At 44.4% G+C, this 18,084-nt stretch carries 16 protein-coding genes; 10 read left to right on the top strand and 6 right to left on the bottom strand.

Features of this window, described 5'->3' with window-relative positions:
- Positions 1-33 precede the first annotated feature (33 nt).
- Entirely contained in the window at positions 34-1,134 is a 1,101-nt protein-coding gene (locus AC6R16_RS17225; RefSeq protein ID WP_500675195.1) for a 1-acyl-sn-glycerol-3-phosphate acyltransferase, read from the bottom strand.
- 188 nt (positions 1,135-1,322) lie between these two features.
- Here AC6R16_RS17225 and AC6R16_RS17220 point away from each other — a divergent pair, with 188 nt between their 5' ends.
- Together AC6R16_RS17220 and AC6R16_RS17215 are read left to right on the top strand one after the other, a co-directional pair.
- Entirely contained in the window at positions 1,323-1,934 is a 612-nt protein-coding gene (locus tag AC6R16_RS17220; protein ID WP_500675194.1) for an AraC family transcriptional regulator, read from the top strand.
- Positions 1,935-2,019: 85 nt separating this feature from the next.
- Positions 2,020-3,888, top strand: coding sequence for a methyl-accepting chemotaxis protein (locus AC6R16_RS17215; RefSeq protein WP_500675193.1), 1,869 nt, complete (start codon positions 2,020-2,022; stop codon positions 3,886-3,888).
- 51 nt (positions 3,889-3,939) lie between these two features.
- Here the strand turns inward: AC6R16_RS17215 and AC6R16_RS17210 are convergent, their stop codons facing one another.
- On the bottom strand, positions 3,940-5,292 hold the full coding sequence (locus AC6R16_RS17210) for an alpha-amylase family protein (RefSeq protein ID WP_500675192.1): 1,353 nt from the start codon (positions 5,290-5,292) through the stop codon (positions 3,940-3,942).
- A 276-nt stretch (positions 5,293-5,568) separates the two neighbouring features.
- Between AC6R16_RS17210 and AC6R16_RS17205 the strand changes: the two genes are divergently transcribed.
- Together AC6R16_RS17205 and AC6R16_RS17200 are read left to right on the top strand one after the other, a co-directional pair.
- The gene (locus AC6R16_RS17205; RefSeq protein ID WP_500675191.1) at positions 5,569-6,216 is read left to right on the top strand and encodes a DsbA family oxidoreductase; all 648 of its coding nucleotides are present in this window, start codon (positions 5,569-5,571) and stop codon (positions 6,214-6,216) included.
- 146 nt (positions 6,217-6,362) lie between these two features.
- Positions 6,363-7,286: a M14 family metallopeptidase gene (locus AC6R16_RS17200; protein WP_500675360.1), complete on the top strand. Its 924-nt coding sequence runs from the start codon at positions 6,363-6,365 to the stop codon at positions 7,284-7,286.
- Here the strand turns inward: AC6R16_RS17200 and AC6R16_RS17195 are convergent.
- Positions 7,278-8,066, bottom strand: coding sequence for an AraC family transcriptional regulator (locus AC6R16_RS17195; protein ID WP_500675190.1), 789 nt, complete (start codon positions 8,064-8,066; stop codon positions 7,278-7,280). The two genes, AC6R16_RS17200 and AC6R16_RS17195, sit on opposite strands and share 9 nt — an antisense overlap.
- 99 nt (positions 8,067-8,165) lie before the next feature.
- On the opposite strand from AC6R16_RS17195, the gene AC6R16_RS17190 reads away from it, so the two are divergent.
- Positions 8,166-9,065: a DMT family transporter gene (locus tag AC6R16_RS17190; RefSeq protein WP_500675189.1), complete on the top strand. Its 900-nt coding sequence runs from the start codon at positions 8,166-8,168 to the stop codon at positions 9,063-9,065.
- Positions 9,066-9,204: 139 nt separating this feature from the next.
- Positions 9,205-10,116, top strand: a complete 912-nt coding sequence (locus AC6R16_RS17185) for a sensor domain-containing diguanylate cyclase (RefSeq protein WP_500675188.1) — start codon at positions 9,205-9,207, stop codon at positions 10,114-10,116.
- 46 nt (positions 10,117-10,162) lie between these two features.
- On the opposite strand, the gene AC6R16_RS17180 is transcribed toward AC6R16_RS17185, so the two are convergent.
- Positions 10,163-11,980 (bottom strand): MOSC N-terminal beta barrel domain-containing protein, encoded by a 1,818-nt coding sequence (locus AC6R16_RS17180; protein WP_500675187.1) that lies wholly within the window; start codon positions 11,978-11,980, stop codon positions 10,163-10,165.
- Positions 11,981-12,212: 232 nt separating this feature from the next.
- Here AC6R16_RS17180 and AC6R16_RS17175 point away from each other — a divergent pair, with 232 nt between their 5' ends.
- The 3 genes from AC6R16_RS17175 (at position 12,213) to AC6R16_RS17165 (ending at position 14,891) form a co-directional block, all read left to right on the top strand.
- Complete coding sequence (locus tag AC6R16_RS17175) at positions 12,213-12,371, top strand: YqaE/Pmp3 family membrane protein (RefSeq protein WP_500640360.1); 159 nt, start codon at positions 12,213-12,215, stop codon at positions 12,369-12,371.
- Between the two features lie 171 nt (positions 12,372-12,542).
- Positions 12,543-13,571, top strand: a complete 1,029-nt coding sequence (pyrC, locus tag AC6R16_RS17170; protein WP_272787446.1) for a dihydroorotase — start codon at positions 12,543-12,545, stop codon at positions 13,569-13,571.
- Positions 13,572-13,688: 117 nt separating this feature from the next.
- Complete coding sequence (locus AC6R16_RS17165; RefSeq protein WP_500675186.1) at positions 13,689-14,891, top strand: GGDEF domain-containing protein; 1,203 nt, start codon at positions 13,689-13,691, stop codon at positions 14,889-14,891.
- Positions 14,892-14,927: 36 nt separating this feature from the next.
- On the opposite strand, the gene AC6R16_RS17160 is transcribed toward AC6R16_RS17165, so the two are convergent.
- Complete coding sequence (locus AC6R16_RS17160; RefSeq protein ID WP_500675185.1) at positions 14,928-15,956, bottom strand: methionine synthase; 1,029 nt, start codon at positions 15,954-15,956, stop codon at positions 14,928-14,930.
- Positions 15,957-15,979: 23 nt separating this feature from the next.
- Complete coding sequence (locus AC6R16_RS17155) at positions 15,980-16,954, bottom strand: DUF1852 domain-containing protein (RefSeq protein ID WP_500675184.1); 975 nt, start codon at positions 16,952-16,954, stop codon at positions 15,980-15,982.
- Positions 16,955-17,380: 426 nt separating this feature from the next.
- Here AC6R16_RS17155 and AC6R16_RS17150 point away from each other — a divergent pair, with 426 nt between their 5' ends.
- On the top strand, positions 17,381-18,055 hold the full coding sequence (locus AC6R16_RS17150; protein ID WP_500675183.1) for a DUF1826 domain-containing protein: 675 nt from the start codon (positions 17,381-17,383) through the stop codon (positions 18,053-18,055).
- Positions 18,056-18,084: the final 29 nt, after the last annotated feature.

Raw genomic sequence — 18,084 nt, 5'->3', positions numbered from 1 at the left:
CTCGATTGAGAGGCTATTTTCTATTCTTTTTGCCTAAGGGCGATTCTTAACCGGATTCGCGTAGCTAGCCACTAAAAATGGCTGCGCGTCTTGCGGTAATAAATTGAGCTTGTCAGCCATTGTGGCTTTCACATCATCACTCACGTCTTCGTTACCTGCTGCGAGCTGATTGATTGGGAACAGTTTGTAGTTAGCATGTACTTGGCGATCAATCTCTTCGGCTAGTGCCTCTGGTGTTTCGAAGTCTTGCTCTATCACGTCACCAAACGCCACATGCACATGACCTTTATCACCCACGATGCCTTGGATAATGCTTTCAATATCTTCGAACTCACCTTTTTCATAGCTTCCGACAGAGTCTTTAGCGTGCAGTTCAATCGCTTTGGCAATATCACAAGGGTCATTCTCGTATGAGATCGCAACTGGCACAATCTTCAAAGATTTAATGTACTCTGGGAACGAAAGCTTTTGTTTACGACCTTCCACGTGAAACATTTTTAGGATTGCAGGATCGGTAAAGTCGTTGCCGTCTTTTGCGCGACCTTCTTTTTGTGCAATCCAGATCGAGTGACCTGTATCTAATGAGTGTTTGATGTAGCCTGACAAGGTCCCCAATGCCTTCATCATCTCACGCGGCCCTTTGGCCGAGCGCTTGACAATAAAGCTTTTGTTGAGCTTCATTAGCTCAGTCGCACAAGGCTTTTTCAGTAGGTTATCACCAATCGCAATGCGCACGGTTTTATGACCACTTTGAAACAGACCATAGTTAACAAGTGCAGGATCCATTGCGATATCACGGTGATTAGAAACAAAAAGATACGCCTGCTCAGGATCTAGATTTTCTAGCCCGCTGTACGTAACACCTTTGGTGGTTGTTTTAAGCGTTTGATCAAGATATTTCTTTACTTCTAATTGAATCGTCTCAACTGAGTTCAGTTTTGACCACTTCATCTTAAGGTAGATCTTAACCATTGGAGACATTAAGGTCTTAAACCAGCCTGCATGGTTAGAAAAGCGGTGCTGCAAAATCGCACTGATGAATTCTTCATCGTTAACTAAGCGGTCAATTGCCGCTGGAATTTCGTCATCGTTATAAGGACGAATTTCAATAAATGGGTCAGTGTTTGTCGTCATTATTTTATACATTAGGTAAAAAGCGGGACTATTCTACGCATAGAAACGTTTCTTGGCAGCTATAGTTCTCTCAGATTCGTTAAGGTCAGACCAGACTAATTATTCGAATTTGCGCCATGACTTGCACAAAGTTGGCTTTTTTTCCAAGAAACGTTAATCTTAGCGCCCCGTAACGAGAGACAAATTCCATGCACCACGCTATATCTTTTCAATCTGAACTGAACGACTTTCTCATTTGTACGCCACGTAAGAAGTCGCTAAAGCATCAACTTATCAGCGTTAAGCAAGGTTTGGTGTTAGTCAAACTTGGAAAGTTGGAGTATGCCGTGGAAGCAGGTCAGTCGTTCTGGCTACCGTTTGACACACTTACCTCGCTCACTTACACGCCTAATACCATTACACACTCCGTCAGTGTTTCTTGCCGAGTTAGAGCAACGTTTCCTAAACAGGGTGGCTATATCCAGGCAGGGGAGCTCCTGTCAGCACTAATAAACCGTTTAGAAGGGCTCAATGGTCAACATGAACGTCAAGTTGATCTGCTTAAAGTCGTACAAAGCGAACTTACAACGCTTAAGCCTGAGCTAAAAGAGACTCGATACACAAAGCAGATTAATCAGTGGCAAGTCGATAAAGAGTCCTCTCTCTCCAATGAAATAAAGTTGGTATTGCGAGTCCGTGAAGCAAACAAGCAGATGCAATCTGGTAAGAAACGTCCTGTAGTTGTTGATTCTTTGTTTGATGGCAACGATGCTTTGCTGACGAGCCTTGAGCAAACCATTCTAGGTCAGCAAATATCATAAAAGTTCACGCTTTTACTGGCTGAATACCCATTTCATAACTATAAATCTATAAGTAACTGCTTTATTTATAGAAGAGGATTGTGAAATGAAATTCAGCCATAAGATTGTGGCCGCTTCGTCTGTCTTGCTTTTAGCGACTGTCACCCTTCTAACCTTGCAACAATATTACACCGTTAAAAACGAAATTAAGACGCAAGTAACCTCAAGCGTTACAGAAATCGTAGACGGCGTTCGAAACACTACCGCCGCAGAAATCAATGGACGTAAAGCTATCGCAGAGTACGCAACCAGCATGCTCGAAGTCGACTTGTCTCCCGACGCTGTCTCCGCTGTCATTACCCGCCCCATAGTAAAAGATACCTTTCTGTTGGCAGGCCTTGGTTTTGAGAGTGATGGTTCAAACATCAACAACGACCCCTCATGGAATCCGGGACCTACTTGGGACCCTAGGGTTCGACCTTGGTACATTGACGCAAAAAACTCAGGAAAGCTCGTAATTACCGCCCCTTACGCCGACTCAGCCACAGGCGAGATATTGGTTTCAATTGCTACACCAGTTCGAGATAACGGTCAGTTCATTGGAGCGATTTTTTATGATGTGAGCCTTGCTGCACTTGCTGAAGTCGTGAACAAAGTACAATTGTTCAATGCGGGCTATGTGTTTATCGTAGCAGGAGATGGTACAACCATTGCCCACCCCACTACTGAGTTAAACGGCAAGCCTATGTCAGACTTCTTGGGCAATGCACCCATCCAAGATGATCCGCAGCAAGCAATGATTGATGGCAAGGCTTACACACTCGACTTTTCAAAAGTGCCAGGTGAAGATTGGTACATCGGCGTTGTTCTTGATGAAGAAGTGGCCTACCAGTCATTAGCAGACCTTCGCAACAGCTCAATTATCTACACCATCATAGCTTTGGTTATTAGTATTGTGATTCTGCTTGTTCTGATTAAGACCTTGATGCGCCCGCTAGATACCTTGGGAGATGCGATTCAGGATGTCGCGACAGGACAAGGTGACTTAACCAAACGACTCGATACCAACACAGATCAAGAATTCTCTACTCTGGCTTCAGGGTTTAATGAGTTCACAGGAACCTTGCAACAACTGATCACGCAATCTAAAGCGATAGGGGAAGAGATTTTACGTGGCTCTGAAATGACCTCAATAGGGCTGCAAGAGTCGGCTTCAGCAATGCAGGATCAATTGCACGAGTTAGAGCAGCTTGCTACCGCCATGCATGAAATGGCCACCACCTCAGGTGATGTCGCCAATAATGCTCAAGGTGCAGCAGCCGCCGCACGTGAAGCCGATGAAGCCACCAGTACAGGTACAGCGGTAGTTAGTGAAACAACTCACGCGATCGACAACTTATCACAAAAAATCGACGAAGCCGTCGAAGAGGTGAAAGTCTTAGAATCAGCAACAGATAACATTGAAACCATCTTGAAGGTAATTAACGATATTGCTGATCAAACCAACCTACTCGCCCTTAACGCAGCAATTGAGGCAGCCCGCGCCGGTGAGTCTGGTCGAGGGTTCGCTGTGGTTGCTGATGAGGTTCGTACCTTGGCACAACGTACTCAAGAGTCAACAACTGAGATTCGCAACATGATTGAACAGCTTCAAGCCGGTGCTAGTTCTGTCTCAAATGCGATGAACATGAGCAAGAGCACAGCCACCAACGCGGTTGAGCGAGCTCAAGAGGCGAATGTCGCACTGGAAAGCATCCGTGATGCTATTCAGCAGATCAGTGATATGAATATTCAAATCGCTTCCGCTGCAGAAGAACAGAGCTTGGTTGCCGAGGAAATTAACGGTAATACAGTGAAGATCAAAGATCTTTCAACTCAAGTAGCGGATGCCGCTGAGAATGCCAATATTGCTATGCAAGCACAAACAGAAAACATCCGAGAGCAAGACTCGATTTTGAATAAATTTACCGTTTAGACAAACACACTAACCAAGAGGCGCACTCGAATTGAGTGCGCCTACTTTGTTTCAAATTGCCACTAACATCATTGCCGTATTAGGCTCTACCACCGCGCTACACTGGCCATTTTGTGGCGCAAAACTATCTAGCGACAACAAATCCATCCAATCTGAGTTAGCTTTAAACTCTATGGTTTGTGACCGTTTAGATTTGTTAATAATAACTAAACCTTCCTTACCTCGACTAAACACCAATAGATCGTCTGAAGCCTCAATGATTTTCATTTGAGTGCCATGCATACGATTGTGAAAGTCGATCGCTGCTATCATCTTTTCGTCTTTCCAAGCATCGACCCAGCGAGGCTGCTTGTCTGAATTAACAATCCCACTCGTATCGAGATCAGTGTATATCAGTGGTACTCCGCCATCTCTCCCGAGCAAGTAACAATACCCTAGCCACTCTTGGTTTTCGCTCATGACCAAGTTGGCAAAAACATCGTTGTTAGGAATATCGTGGGTGATAGCAAACGTAATTGCCCGCGATTCAGACAACGCTTGTCCGAAGCAATATGGGTCGACCAAGCTTTTTAAGCTGCCATCGACTTGCAGCGCATCATACATTGTCTGAAACAACGGGAAGTCATAGGCACCCAATCGAGTTTCAGCAAGATAGGGCTGTAAGAACAGCTCATACTCTGGCTGCGTTGCACCGCCGCTGGTAATAATTTCACCGAAGATATGAATATCTTGGCAAATCTCTTCCGTCCAAACCTGTTTTAGATGCTCTAACGTCATGTGTTTCGCGGCATCAATGCGAAACCCTTTGACTCCCATACCTTTAAGCGCTTTAAGATAAGCTTGCTGTTGCTCAATAACGTGTGAGCAAACCCTTAATGTTGGCAAGCCTGGATCAGTAGGACCGCCAGTGATGCGGCCATTTTGCACTTGCCAGCGATCTTCCCAGTCTTCAATTCCAAACGCTTCGACAAAGTCGTCATGATCGAAAATGGGCTCACTTAAATCTCCAAACAAGCATTGATTCTGATAATAATCAGCAGATTGTTGGTAATCGAGCATGTCTGAGGCGTTTGGATACTTTAGATCTGTCCTTATCGACGATTCGTTCGCCATATGGTTGAACACCACATCGGCGTAGACACCAACGCCATAAGACGACAAAGTCTCCAACATGCTTTTAAATGTTTCTGTATTGCCAAGTTGATTATCGATCACTCGATAATCTTGCGGTTGATAGCGTTGCCACCACTTGGTCCCCGTTTCCCTTTTTAATGATTTCATTGGTGGTGAAACGAGTACGTACTTGTAGCCCGCTTGATGGATCTGTCGCGCGAGTTGTTCGACCATTGCATATGGCCAATCAAACGCGTGCAAAATCACATCAGTTGCGTGAGAACAGTTCATCACGATTTCCTTTACAAGATTCATAACACGATAACGATACCCAAATACCCTTAACCCTTAATTTCTACTTTTCAGTTCTTACGGCAAAGCCACTTGAGTATCTATAGTGAACACTGACTACCATCCTAACAAAGCATTCGCGCTAAGCTCTTCCCCCTTTGTCTATTTTTTTACGTAGTAGCTTTTAGGCGTAGATTACCGAAATAGTGAGGTATTTAGTAAAATCTCATTGAGGACAGCGCTATACTTTCATCTGAGCGGTACAAGGATGGATATATGAACAGAGTTCGGATTGATATTGTTTCTGATGTCGTTTGCCCATGGTGTATTATTGGCTACAAACGTCTAGAGCACGCGCTTGCCGCTCTGGCGGATGAAGTTGAAGCTGATATACAATGGCACCCTTTTGAACTAAACCCAGCAATGGGAGACGAAGGTCAAAATCTGCGAGAACACCTCGCTGAAAAGTATGGTACGACAACAGAAGCCAGTATCTCAGCGCGCGAAACTCTGACCAATCTAGGTAACGAGGTAGGGTTTGAGTTCAACTTCAATGACGACTCTCGAATCTATAACACGCGCAAAGCGCACCAGCTTTTAATGTGGGCACAAAGTGAAGGTAAACAGTTCGACTTAGAGCTTGCTCTGTTTCACGCCTATTTCACCGATGGTAAAGACATTAGCGACTCTCAAGTACTGATAGAATGTGCCACTGAGCTAGGGCTTGAACAAGATATCGTCACAAGCGTAATAGAAGATGAAAGCTGGGCTGAAGCCGTTGCGTCTACCGAGCAACAATGGCTTGAAGCGGGTATCAATGCCGTTCCTGCAATCATCATTAATCGAAAGCACCTAATTTCCGGCGCGCAAACGACCGAACTGCTAATATCGGCCATCAATCAGATTATCCAATCTCAAGAGTAGCGCTCATTTCTCCGCATTATCGCCACAACAAAGGATGTCAAAACCAAGTCAATCTTTCACGTTCTGCAAGATAATATTTGCCTGCCCCAAATGGGCACACTATGCTGTTTTACGTTTTCTACAACCATAATGATAAAGGCAAGGTAATGCGCAGTTCTTACACTTATCCAATCGGTACCCCTGGGCAAAAATGGGGTGACGCTGAGCGAATCGCTTGGCGTGACCAAACCACGATTAAACGTGAATATCAAAAAGAAGTGGTTCCCAAGATTCAGGCACTTTCAGCGCAGTTTGATGTTGAGCAATATGGCGCCCTCTCTTATGACCAAGAGCGTTACCCGCTTTTCTGTATTAAGTCTAAAAACTGGCAAGAGGCTAAACCAATTGTATTAGTCACAGGTGGCGTACATGGCTACGAAACCAGTGGAGTTCATGGCGCTTTAAAGTTTGCCGCCAACGAGATGGAAAAGTACAGCGAGCATTTCAACATTGTGATTGCTCCTTGTGTGAGCCCATGGGGCTATGAAGTGATCAACCGTTGGAACCCATTAGCGCTTGATCCAAACCGCTCTTTCTATCAAGACTCACCTGCTGAAGAATCTGCAAACCTAATGAAGCTCGTTGCCTCTTTAGGTCAAGATGTACTGGTTCACATTGATTTGCACGAAACCACAGATAGTGACGAAACCGAGTTTCGCCCTGCCCTAGCCGCCCGCGATGGTATCGAATACATTGAAGGTATGATTCCGGATGGTTTTTACACCGTGGGCGATACTGAGAACCCTCAACCAGAGTTCCAAGCTGCGGTGATTGAATCAGTGAGTAAAGTGACTCACATCGCTCCAGCAGACGATAAAGGGGAAATCATTGGTTCAGCTGTGGTTCAGCACGGCGTGATTAACTACCCAATGGTTAAACTCGGCCTATGTGGCGGTGTAACGACATGCACCTATGGCACAACCACAGAAGTTTATCCAGATAGCCCGAAAGTGACTGACGAAGAGTGCAACGACGCTCAAGTCGCTGCGATTGTCGGTGGCTTGGATTATGTGGTGGCACAACTACAGTAACCGCCCCTTATACTGCTCCGGGGTCTGCCCGGAGTATTTTTTAAACATCGCAATAAAAGGGCTAGCTTGGTTGTAACCTAGCGTGAGCGCAACCTCTTTCACTGAGTGGCCTTTGCGCAGTAACTCCATCGAATGTAAGTAGCGAACTCTTAATCGCCACTCGGTAAAGCTCATTCCTAATTCAGCTTGGCAGTGCCTTGCTAGCGTCCGCTCAGTGGTATGCACGCGTTCTGCCCAAACAGACAAGCTAGTGTTATCAATCGGGTTCTCTTCTACCGCAGCGAGAATCTTGGCAAGGTATTTATTGTCTGTAGATGGTAGAAAATGGTGTTGAGTGTCTCGCGTGGCGAGTTGATCTAGTAGTACTTGAACCAAGCGCTTGTCTTGCTCTGATTGTGCAACGTTAATACTGCGCTGACGAAAGTCATCAATAATGGCTGATACTATCGGTGTGACTTTAATAAGACTGGTACAGTCTGGAAAGTTCTCTGTATGAGCTTGAGCGATGTTTAACGAACAGTACGACAGTGGCTTTCGGTTAAAACTGGTATGCATTATCCCAGCCGGGACCCAAATGGCTAAATGAGGTGGCGCTAAAAATCGAGTGTCTTCTGCCTCCATTTCTAAAATCCCCCCACTAATCAGCTGCACCTGCCCCCAAGGGTGGCTATGCATACGAGTTTCAGTATTGGAGAGAAATGCCTCGAAATTCATAAATACATCTGATGGTGCCTTATCAATTGATAACGAGGGATGAAGGTGTTTTGCAGACTTTCTCAAACTTGTCTTCCTATGACTCACAATGTCTTTTTAAAGATATATATAATTATATCGACCTGTCAGACTAGCTTCTACTAAAAATAATGCGATGGTGTTCACATGGTCTACCTACTTCCTTTTTTAACCGTATGTATATGGGGCGGCAACGCTATCGTAAACAAAATGGCGGCGAGTACCATTGAACCCAGCGCAATGAGCTTTTATCGCTGGTTTCTGGCGGTTGTCGTACTCACACCATTTTGCCTACCAAAAGTCATTCAACGCTGGGACGTAATACGCCCTTACTTGGCAAAACTTGCCTTTCTGTCAATGCTAGGTATGGTTTTGAATCAGTCGCTTTCCTATTACGCTGGATTAACAACTACAGCTTCGAATATGGCGCTAATTACTTCGTTGGTGCCATTGATTGCGATTTTTATGAGTGTACCGATTCTATCTAAGCCAATTTCCCCACTCAGTATCGTTGGTGGCGTGATAGCGTTAGCCGGACTGGCATTTATGCTGGGCAAAGGTGACGTGGCATTCTTTTTACATCAAGACATTACCCCTGGTGACGGCATTATGGTTGTCGCTTCCATTTGCTACGCTGCTTATTGCGTCCTTCTCAAGCGCTGGAAGATGCCTCTATCTAACTGGACGATGGTGTATATGCAGGGTTTGCTTGCCCTTGTCATGCTCACGCCACTATGGTTGACCAGCGAGCAGTTATTGCCAAGCCAAGACGCGATACCTTTGATAGCTTACGCTGGTCTCGCAGCCTCAATTGCCGCTCCTTGGATGTGGGTTAAGGCGATTGATTTGATTGGCGCAGATTCGAGTGCAATGTTTATGAATTTAATGCCAGTCGTCGCTATAACTTTAGCTGCGACCATGTTAGGTGAGGCGGTATACAGCTACCATGTCATGGGCGGCTTACTTGTGGTATCTGGCGTAGTTCTTTCACAACTAAAATTCAAGCACTTAAGTAGAAAATCATTAGAAAATGTTAATCAGGTATAGGTACTTGAGGGGGAATGGGTATATGTTTGTAGTATCCAGCTTGCATATTGGACATTTACCAACAAAGCAAACTCTATACACAATAACAATATAACTGCGTCTGACATTGGCTAGACCTCATTACCATGATGGAGGTCAGATGATCGAATTGGAGCATATAGAAGAGATATATAATCACGACCAATTTACGTTGCATGAAGTTGTTCTGAATGAGATTGGCTCTTACGTATTCGTTAAGAATCGCCAAGGTGAATATCTTTACGCTAATCAACTGACCTTAGAACTGTTTAATACCACGTTAAATGAGCTCAAAGGTAAAACTGACTACGCGTTTTTTGAACCACATATGTTAGCCGACATTCTCAAAACCGATGAGATGGTTTTTAACACTGGTCAAAAGGTGATCAACGAGGAGCGCGCTTTAGCCGTAACAGATGGCAGAGTCCGTGTTTACCGAGCCATCAAACAACCGATAACTCACTCTAAAACAAAGCAGGTCATCGGCCTTATTGGTGTTTCTACTGATATCACCGACATCGTAGAGCTAAGGGAAAAACTTGCAGAACAAGCCTACACGGATGAACTGACCAGACTCTATAACCGCCGTAAAATCTGGCAATGTTTTGAATCTTCTTATGAAAAGGCAAGGCAACAAGATTCTGCACTATCTTGCATCATCATAGATATTGACCACTTTAAGCGCGTCAACGATTCGTTTGGACACGATTTTGGTGACAATGTGATAGTGGAACTTGCCAACATCATTCACAGTAACTTAAGAAAGAGCGATCACTGTGGTCGAGTCGGAGGTGAAGAGTTCTTGATAGTGCTTAACGATACAACAGGAAAAGAAGCCCTTGATGTTGCGGAGCGGTTGCGTCATCAATTTCTTGAATCAGAACTCAATATCTTAGAATCTCCATTTTCTTTAAGCTGTGGTGTTACCCAGCTCTCTCCCAACGACAGTGAGTTTTTAGATTTGTACCGTAGAGCTGACGATGCCCTATACAAAGCCAAACACCTAGGGAGAAATCAAAGTGTCATTGAGTAAAAATGTCAGCCCCTAATGCAGGGGCTGATTTAATTCAAATAGAAACTTAACTGACGACTTCGATATCGGTTTCTGGTACGCAGCAACAAGCCAGTGCAACACCCATATTACGCTCATGATCTTGCAAGGCTGGTACGTCCGGTTGATGCACTTTCCCTGACTCGACAGTCACTTTACATGCTCCACACAACCCAGCTCGGCAACTGTTTGCGATCGGTGCGCCTGCGTCTTCAGCTTGTTCAAGCAACGTTTTCTGGTTATTACCCACGAAGACATGACCATTAACACTCAAGGTAAGCTCTTTTAATGGCTGCTGAGAGGTTTGACTGACCCCAAATGCTTCTTGGTGGTAGTTGTCTTCTGCTAGACCTTTCTTAAGTAATAAGTTTTTTGCTTTTTGCATGAAACCATCAGGCCCGCAGACAAAGACTTGTCTCTGTTCAACATCGCGAATTTGCTTCAAGTGTGCGAGCGTCAAGCGACCTTTTAAGCCAAACCAATCTGTTGGGGCTTGAGACAAGGAAAACAGCACCGTTAAGCCATCGTGTTTACGCCTTAACTCATCCAACTCTTCTTTACACGGAATATCTTCTACGCTGCTGCATTGATGGTAGAAGACGACGTCATCGACTTGATTGTGATCCGAAAGGTAACGGAGCATAGAAAGCATAGGTGTAACACCGCTACCTGCAGAAAGTAACAATATAGGCTGTCCATGTTTTTCACCCAAATGGAAACTACCATCAGGCTGTTCACACGTCAGAGTATCACCAATATTAAGATTGTCGCTAAGCCAATTTGACACGCGCCCGCCGTCAATTCGTTTAACGGATATTGCTAAGCGCCCCGGACGAGAAGGACTTGAAGATAATGTATATCGGCGAGCAACATTCTCACCATCAATCTCAATCGAGATAGGTAAATGCTGACCAGGTTGATAGATAGGTAGTTCGCCGTGTTGAGGTTCAAGCCAAAAAGTGACGAAGTCACGGGCAATTTCTTCTCTTTCAACACACGTCATTAGTAACTGTTTAGGAGTATTGTCTGGGTAGAACTCTTTCTCTTTGTACTCCAAAACTTCAACTTTGTCGCCTTGATGAATCATCCCTTCATTTTTTGCAACTAAGTTTTGTCCAAAGAAAACACCACCAAGCTCATTAGCGCGGAACTGAGATAGAGTATTCAGCGGCTCTTTGCTCGTTCTCAACTCACCTCTTTCAACATCTACCGTGGTGAGTATGCAGCGCTCACAAGGTTTTACTGCTTCGAATTCCACCTCTCCAATACGAATGCGCTTCCAACTATCTTCTCCAAACGGTTCCGAGCCAGAAACGACAAGATTAGTACGAAACTGCTCCATTGAGTGAGCTTCTGGACTACGACGGTTTAGCTCTGCCAATGAAGCTTCACTGATCACTAACACTGGATAACCATCTGCAAAACTGACATTGTGGCCTAACTTCTCTCGGACCCGGTTAGATTGCTCGCCACTAAATAGTAGCTCAACACGTTGGCCTAACACTTGGCTGAACCAATCATCAGCATCATCCGTTGTGGTATAAGCCGTGAAGTGATCTTTCCACACTTGAGCTGGCGCTTCCTGCATCTTGAAGTCCGCATAGCGAACTCTCAGCGGCGACTGACCTTGAGCGGTAAAGATCACTCCATCAGGTAGCAAACTTGAACGCACTTTGACCATCTGTGGATACTTTCGAGCCGTGACCATAGATCCATCTGAGAGTGCAAGCATAAATCGACGGTCAAACATCAGACCTTGCTTTTCAACCCAAGCCGTTGAGAGAGACAATCCACCCACAGATTTGACCGGATAGACATTGATTTGAGAAAGAGTTGGAGCTGACATTGCTTATCCTAAGCTAGAATTATTGTGCAGCCATTATACTTGATTTGATTGAATTTCTTCTACAAAACGTTATCCCATTGAGTTGTTCTCAGTTTTGATAATCTAGGCCTCTACACGTCAGATTCCACTTAATGTTGATAGATATACCTTCGACTAATAGACATACTGGCTCGTATTAAGATAATGCGTCACACACCCTATACTCAATTCATGCACTCTAAGGATTCTAATTATGAACAAGCTTATTATGATTCTTCTTTGTATCTTCCTTCCCCCTGTTGCCGTTTTCATAGACAAGGGATTGAACAAAGATTTTCTGATTAATTTAATTCTTACATTTTTCTTTTTTATCCCGGGCTCTATTCATGCTCTATGGTTAACCGTCCGCTAAGCGTCTAATTGCGCACAGATATACGACAAATAAGGCTTTCATCAAAAAAAGAGGATGAAATACATAGCGGTTTGCTCTATCATCCTGTCGCCTAAGCGTAAGCGTTTGCCTTCACAGTTTTCGCCCCGTTTAGGCTCCAATCAGACAACTTTTATTATGGTGGGAGCAATAATGACAACACTAACGATCACACGTCCTGACGACTGGCATGTTCATCTACGCGATGGGGAAGTTCTAAAGGATACTGTGCGAGATATTAGCCGCTACAATGGCCGCGCGCTAATCATGCCGAATACCATCCCACCTGTTACCAATACCGAAATGGCACTGGCTTACCGCGAACGCATTATGGCAGAGAAGCCAAGTGAGCAGTTTGAACCTCTAATGGCGCTTTACCTCACGGACAACACAACTCCAGATGAAATCCGTAAAGCAAAAGAATCCGGCGCTGTAGTAGCCGCTAAGCTTTATCCAGCAGGTGCGACTACCAACTCAGATTCCGGTGTCACCAACGCGAAGAATATCTACCACGTTCTTGAAGCAATGCAAGAAGTAGGAATGTTACTGCTGGTTCACGGTGAGGTGACTCATCACGATGTCGATATTTTTGACCGTGAAAAAGAGTTTTTAGATACCGTTCTTGCGCCAATCGTCAACGACTTCCCGAATCTAAAGATTGTTCTAGAACATATTACTACTGCTGATGCAGCGAGCTTTGTTAAAAACGCCAACGACAATGTTGCTGCAACGATTACCGCTCACCACTTACTTTATAACCGTAATCACATGTTGGTTGGTGGCATCAAACCCCACTTCTACTGTCTACCCATTCTTAAGCGCAACACCCACCAGCAAGCACTGATTGAAGCAGCGACGAGCGGCAGTAAGAAGTTTTTCCTAGGTACAGACTCAGCGCCGCACGCTAAAGGTATGAAAGAAGCCGCTTGTGGCTGTGCAGGTTCTTACACTGCGCACGCTGCGCTAGAGCTTTACACAGAAGTGTTTGAGCTAGAGGGTAAATTAGAAAATCTTGAAGCATTTGCAAGCCACAACGGTCCGGATTTTTACGGTGTACCTCGTAACCAAGATACAGTAACACTGACCAAAGAAGCTTGGCCTGTAGCAGAAACAATGCCATTTGGTGGTGATGTTGTTGTGCCTATTCGCGCAGGTGAAGAGATTAAGTGGACGGTTAAATAAACACCTAATCTAATCCTATTAACTAACCCCAGCAACTAGATAATGGTTACTGGGGTTTTTATTTAGCATTCCATCAATATAACCTAAACTCAATGTAGTGTTCACTTTGAGGTCACTATGCTGATTGAGTTAGATATTCCCACGCTATCCGTCGTCTGCGTCATACTGTCGTTGACGTATTGTGTTGGGCTAGCCTTGATTCAAACTCTTCAGCCACGTATACGTGGAATCAACTTAATTGCATTAGCCTTGATGCTGCTTGGCTTGGGTTTTATGCTGATGAGCTTTGGCAATACTGTGTCATTATGGATTTCCAAGATCCTAGCTAACTCCATTATATCCATAAGTTTTATTCTTATTTTGCATGGTGTTTGCTTATTAAGGGGATACTCTGCGTCACTCGCCAATTATGGCTACTACTCCCTTCCTGTGGTGATTGTCCTACTTACTTATTGTACCTTCTTTTCCTCTTCAACTGACGCCCGTATCGCCATTATGGCCGGGTACACTTCCGCGCTGAGCTTTCTGACAATATACGCAAACCAACATGGTGCTAAGGAAGACATCGCCCCTTCAAAACGTTTATTGTCTTTAGGGATGCTAATCTACGCCGCATATGGCTTGTTCCGCCTTGGTATGCTTCCTTTTGAAGACAAGATAGATGACTTTATGGTCGCTAACTGGGTTCAGCAACTCGCTTTCCTCACCATAATCGCAATGATCATTTTTATCGGCTTTGCGATTACTTGGATGCTAACAGGAAGATTAGTAGCAACTATCTACAATTCATCACTTAAAGATGAGCTCACACGACTTTATAATCGTAGAGCTCTTGAAGAGTTTGCCCCTAAAGAAGTCGCGCGAGCGCAGCGCTTTGAACACTCGCTTTCTGTCTTACTGATCGATATAGATCGATTCAAACAGATCAATGACGTGTATGGTCACCAAGCGGGGGACCATGTGCTAAGGACGATAGGCAGACTGCTTCGCATCGAAACGCGAAAAAACGATTTTTCATTTCGCTATGGAGGGGAGGAGTTTTTAGTCTTACTCCCAGAAACCAACAAAAGCCAAGCGAAAACCGTCGCAGAAAAACTACGAAACGTTATCGAACGAACAACAATGTTACCCAGTAACAGAGAATTTTGTACCGCAAGCTTTGGGGTCAGTGAGTTATTAGCAAACGAGCATTGGGAAGGATTAATAGAACGTGCCGACAAAGCACTGTACGATGCCAAGAATCAAGGGCGTAATAAAGTCGTTGTCAGTGATAATTCGCGTGATGCCCAAGTGCCGTTAAACCATAAATTGAAATCTTAACGACACTTGAATGTTTATTTAGCTATCACCTTTAAACTAGGCTGACAGTTCTCTCCTTACGAGCTCTGCTCCCGCGCTTAAAGCATTCAATTTACCGCGAGCAACATCACGAGATAGTGGTGCCATGCCGCAGTTGGTACACGGATAAAGCTTATCTGCATCAACATACTTTAGAGCTTCACGCAGTGTCTCTGCGACTTCCTCAGCTGTTTCAATGCTATCAGTTGCGACATCAATCGCCCCAACCATCACTTTTTTACCGCGAATAAGCTCTAGCAGCTCAATCGGCACGCGAGAGTTATGACACTCTAGCGAAATGATATCAATGTTAGACTTCTGCAGCTTTGGAAACACTTCTTCATATTGTCGCCACTCGGTACCTAGCGTCTTCTTCCAATCTGTATTTGCTTTAATACCATAGCCGTAACAGATGTGAACCGCCGTTTCACATTTTAGCCCTTCAATGGCTCGCTCTAGACACGCAATGCCCCAATCATTCACATCATCAAAGAATACGTTAAATGCTGGCTCATCAAATTGGATAATATCGACACCAGCAGCCTCTAACTCTTTTGCTTCTTGGTTGAGTATTTTAGCAAATTCCCAAGCGAGCTTTTCACGGCTCTTGTAATGATCATCATAAAGCGTATCGATCATGGTCATTGGACCCGGTAACGCCCACTTGATCGGTTTATCTGTTTGCTGACGCAAAAACTTAGCGTCTTCAACAAACACAGGCTTTTGACGACTGACAGGCCCTACGACTGTCGGTACGCTGGCATCGTAGCGGTCACGAATCTTTACCGTTTGGCGATTTTCAAAATCAACGCCACTTAAGTGCTCGATGAACGTCGTGACAAAGTGCTGGCGAGTTTGTTCACCATCGCTGACAATATCAACGCCCGCATGTTGCTGTTCTTGCAAAGACAAACGAAGTGCATCCTGCTTGCCATCTGTTAGTTCTTCACCTTGCAGTTTCCAAGGTGACCAAAGCGTTTCTGGCTGCGCTAACCAAGAAGGTTTTGGCAGGCTTCCTGCCGTAGAAGTCGGTAATAGTGTTTTCATGCTTTTATTTCTTCTCATTATTATTAAGCGTAGTTAGCAGACCATTGCTCTAACACAGTTTGGTAAGGTTTGATGAAGTGCTCTTGAGCAAACTTACCTTGCTCTATTGCCAATCGGCTACGTTCTTCGCGGTCATACACAATTTGTGTTACTGAGTGATCGCTGTTTTTCAAGCTTGGTTGATAAGATTTACCCGCAACTGCATTCGCGTTGTAGATCTCTGGACGATAGATCTTCTGGAACGTTTCCATTGTGCTGATCGTGCTGATCAATTCTAAATTGGTGTAATCGTTGAGTAGATCGCCAAAGAAGTAGAACGCAAAAGGAGCAACACTGTTTGGCGGCATGAAGTAACGAACTTGTAGACCCATTTTCTGGAAGTACTGTTCTGTCAGTGAAGACTCATTTGGCTCATATTCATAACCTAGCACTGGGTGTTGGTTTTCGGTGCGATGATAAGTCTTGTTATCCGATACGCTTAGACAGATAACTGGGCGTTTTTTGAAGTTCTGCTTGTAGGTTGATGAATTAACAAAATGCTTGAATAGTTTGCCATGCAGATCACCAAAACCTTCTGGGATGGTGAACTGAGGCTTATCTTTGTTGTGATCAAGGAGCAAAACGCTAAAGTCGTAATCACGAACATAAGAAGAAAAGTTGTTACCGACAATGCCTTCAATACGCTCATTCGTTTTATGATCGACAATGTACGTCTTTAAAACTTCAATCGAAGGAAAGCTTTCAGCGCCAGCTTCTATATCCATATCTACCGAAACGATTTCAAGCTCAACGGAGTAGCGGTCGCCGTTAGGGTTATCCCAGTGCGCGAGGGCATTGAAATTATTATCAATCATATTAAGCGCATTACGCAGGTTCTGTTGACGACTCTCGCCTCTCGCTAGGTTAGCGAAGTTAGTCGTAATACGTGTGCTGTCTGACGGGCTGTAGTTCTCATCAAGGCTGAGGCTCTTGATGCTAAATGTGAATTCTTTGCTCATAACGTTCTGTATCCTATTTCCTTAGATGAAAGCTGATTTATTCCCTACTCTCTTCATTTTTTTTGATTTTTCTAGTCAGCTGTTAATAGCTCTTCAACAACCCTGCGATTAAATGGCTTAATTCTGTCTAGATATAAGAGTAGGTTCCTTTATAACGTTGATTCACATTTTAAGAACAATGGTTTTACTTCAAATACATTATGAGAAAAATTCATACTCAAATCTCATGATGGAAATTCATCTCCAACACGAGCACTTAAAACTGACGTGACAAAGCCATGCGCGATTAATATCGCTCCCCTTTTGGGCGCTATTAAGTTCAACCGCAACAATTGTTATGTTATAACATTCAATAGGATGGGTGATTATTCTACTTGCTGTGAATCTTAATCGCAGCGCTATCAATAATATCGGGAGTACTTTTCAATGGATGCGGTTATAGCTAAGCCTACCTTAAGAAAAACAACGGAATTTGAAACTCCATGCGTTAGCTTGGGCAAACAAGCCGCTGTACTGAGTGATATCTACCAAGACGGAGTCAATATTGCCGTCTGGCAACGACGTTTCGACCAAGGCTTTGCCAACGCCGTCAGCCAATATATAACCGCGAATCCAACCATTAGTAAATCTTTGACAGTTTCCGCAGCAAATGCATTTGAGGTTCTTGACTACGCGACTGATGGTGAAGCGCCAAAAGCCCTTCTCGAAGATATGGCTCAGCTTGTTGATATGTTCTGCTACCTGTTTGAGTTGGATGAAGTAGGATTGCGATTTGCCACATTAAGCGGAGCCATGTGTCCGCGATTCCATGTTGATCAGGTGCCATGTCGCCTTGTGACCACCTATCATGGTGCGGCAACAGAGTGGCTAGCTAACCCGACTTTAGATCGTTCGAAACTGGGTCATGGCAGCAATGGCCAACCCGACTCTCTTTCTGGCCTTTATCAACACGAATCCGATGTACAGCAACTTCATTGCGGTGATGTCGCGTTGCTTAAAGGCGGTCGCTGGGAAGGTAATGAAGAGACAGGGTTAGTCCACCGTTCTCCTACCATTGATGCAGACAAGCCTCGATTTATAATGACACTCGATTTTGGATAAAAGACGATTTGATAGACGTAAACAAAAGG

The organism is Vibrio sp. R10-SG3-ISO10 (assembly GCF_059834185.1).
The sequence above is the reverse complement of the archived record's forward strand: the minus strand, read 5'-3'. Positions and strand labels throughout refer to the sequence as shown.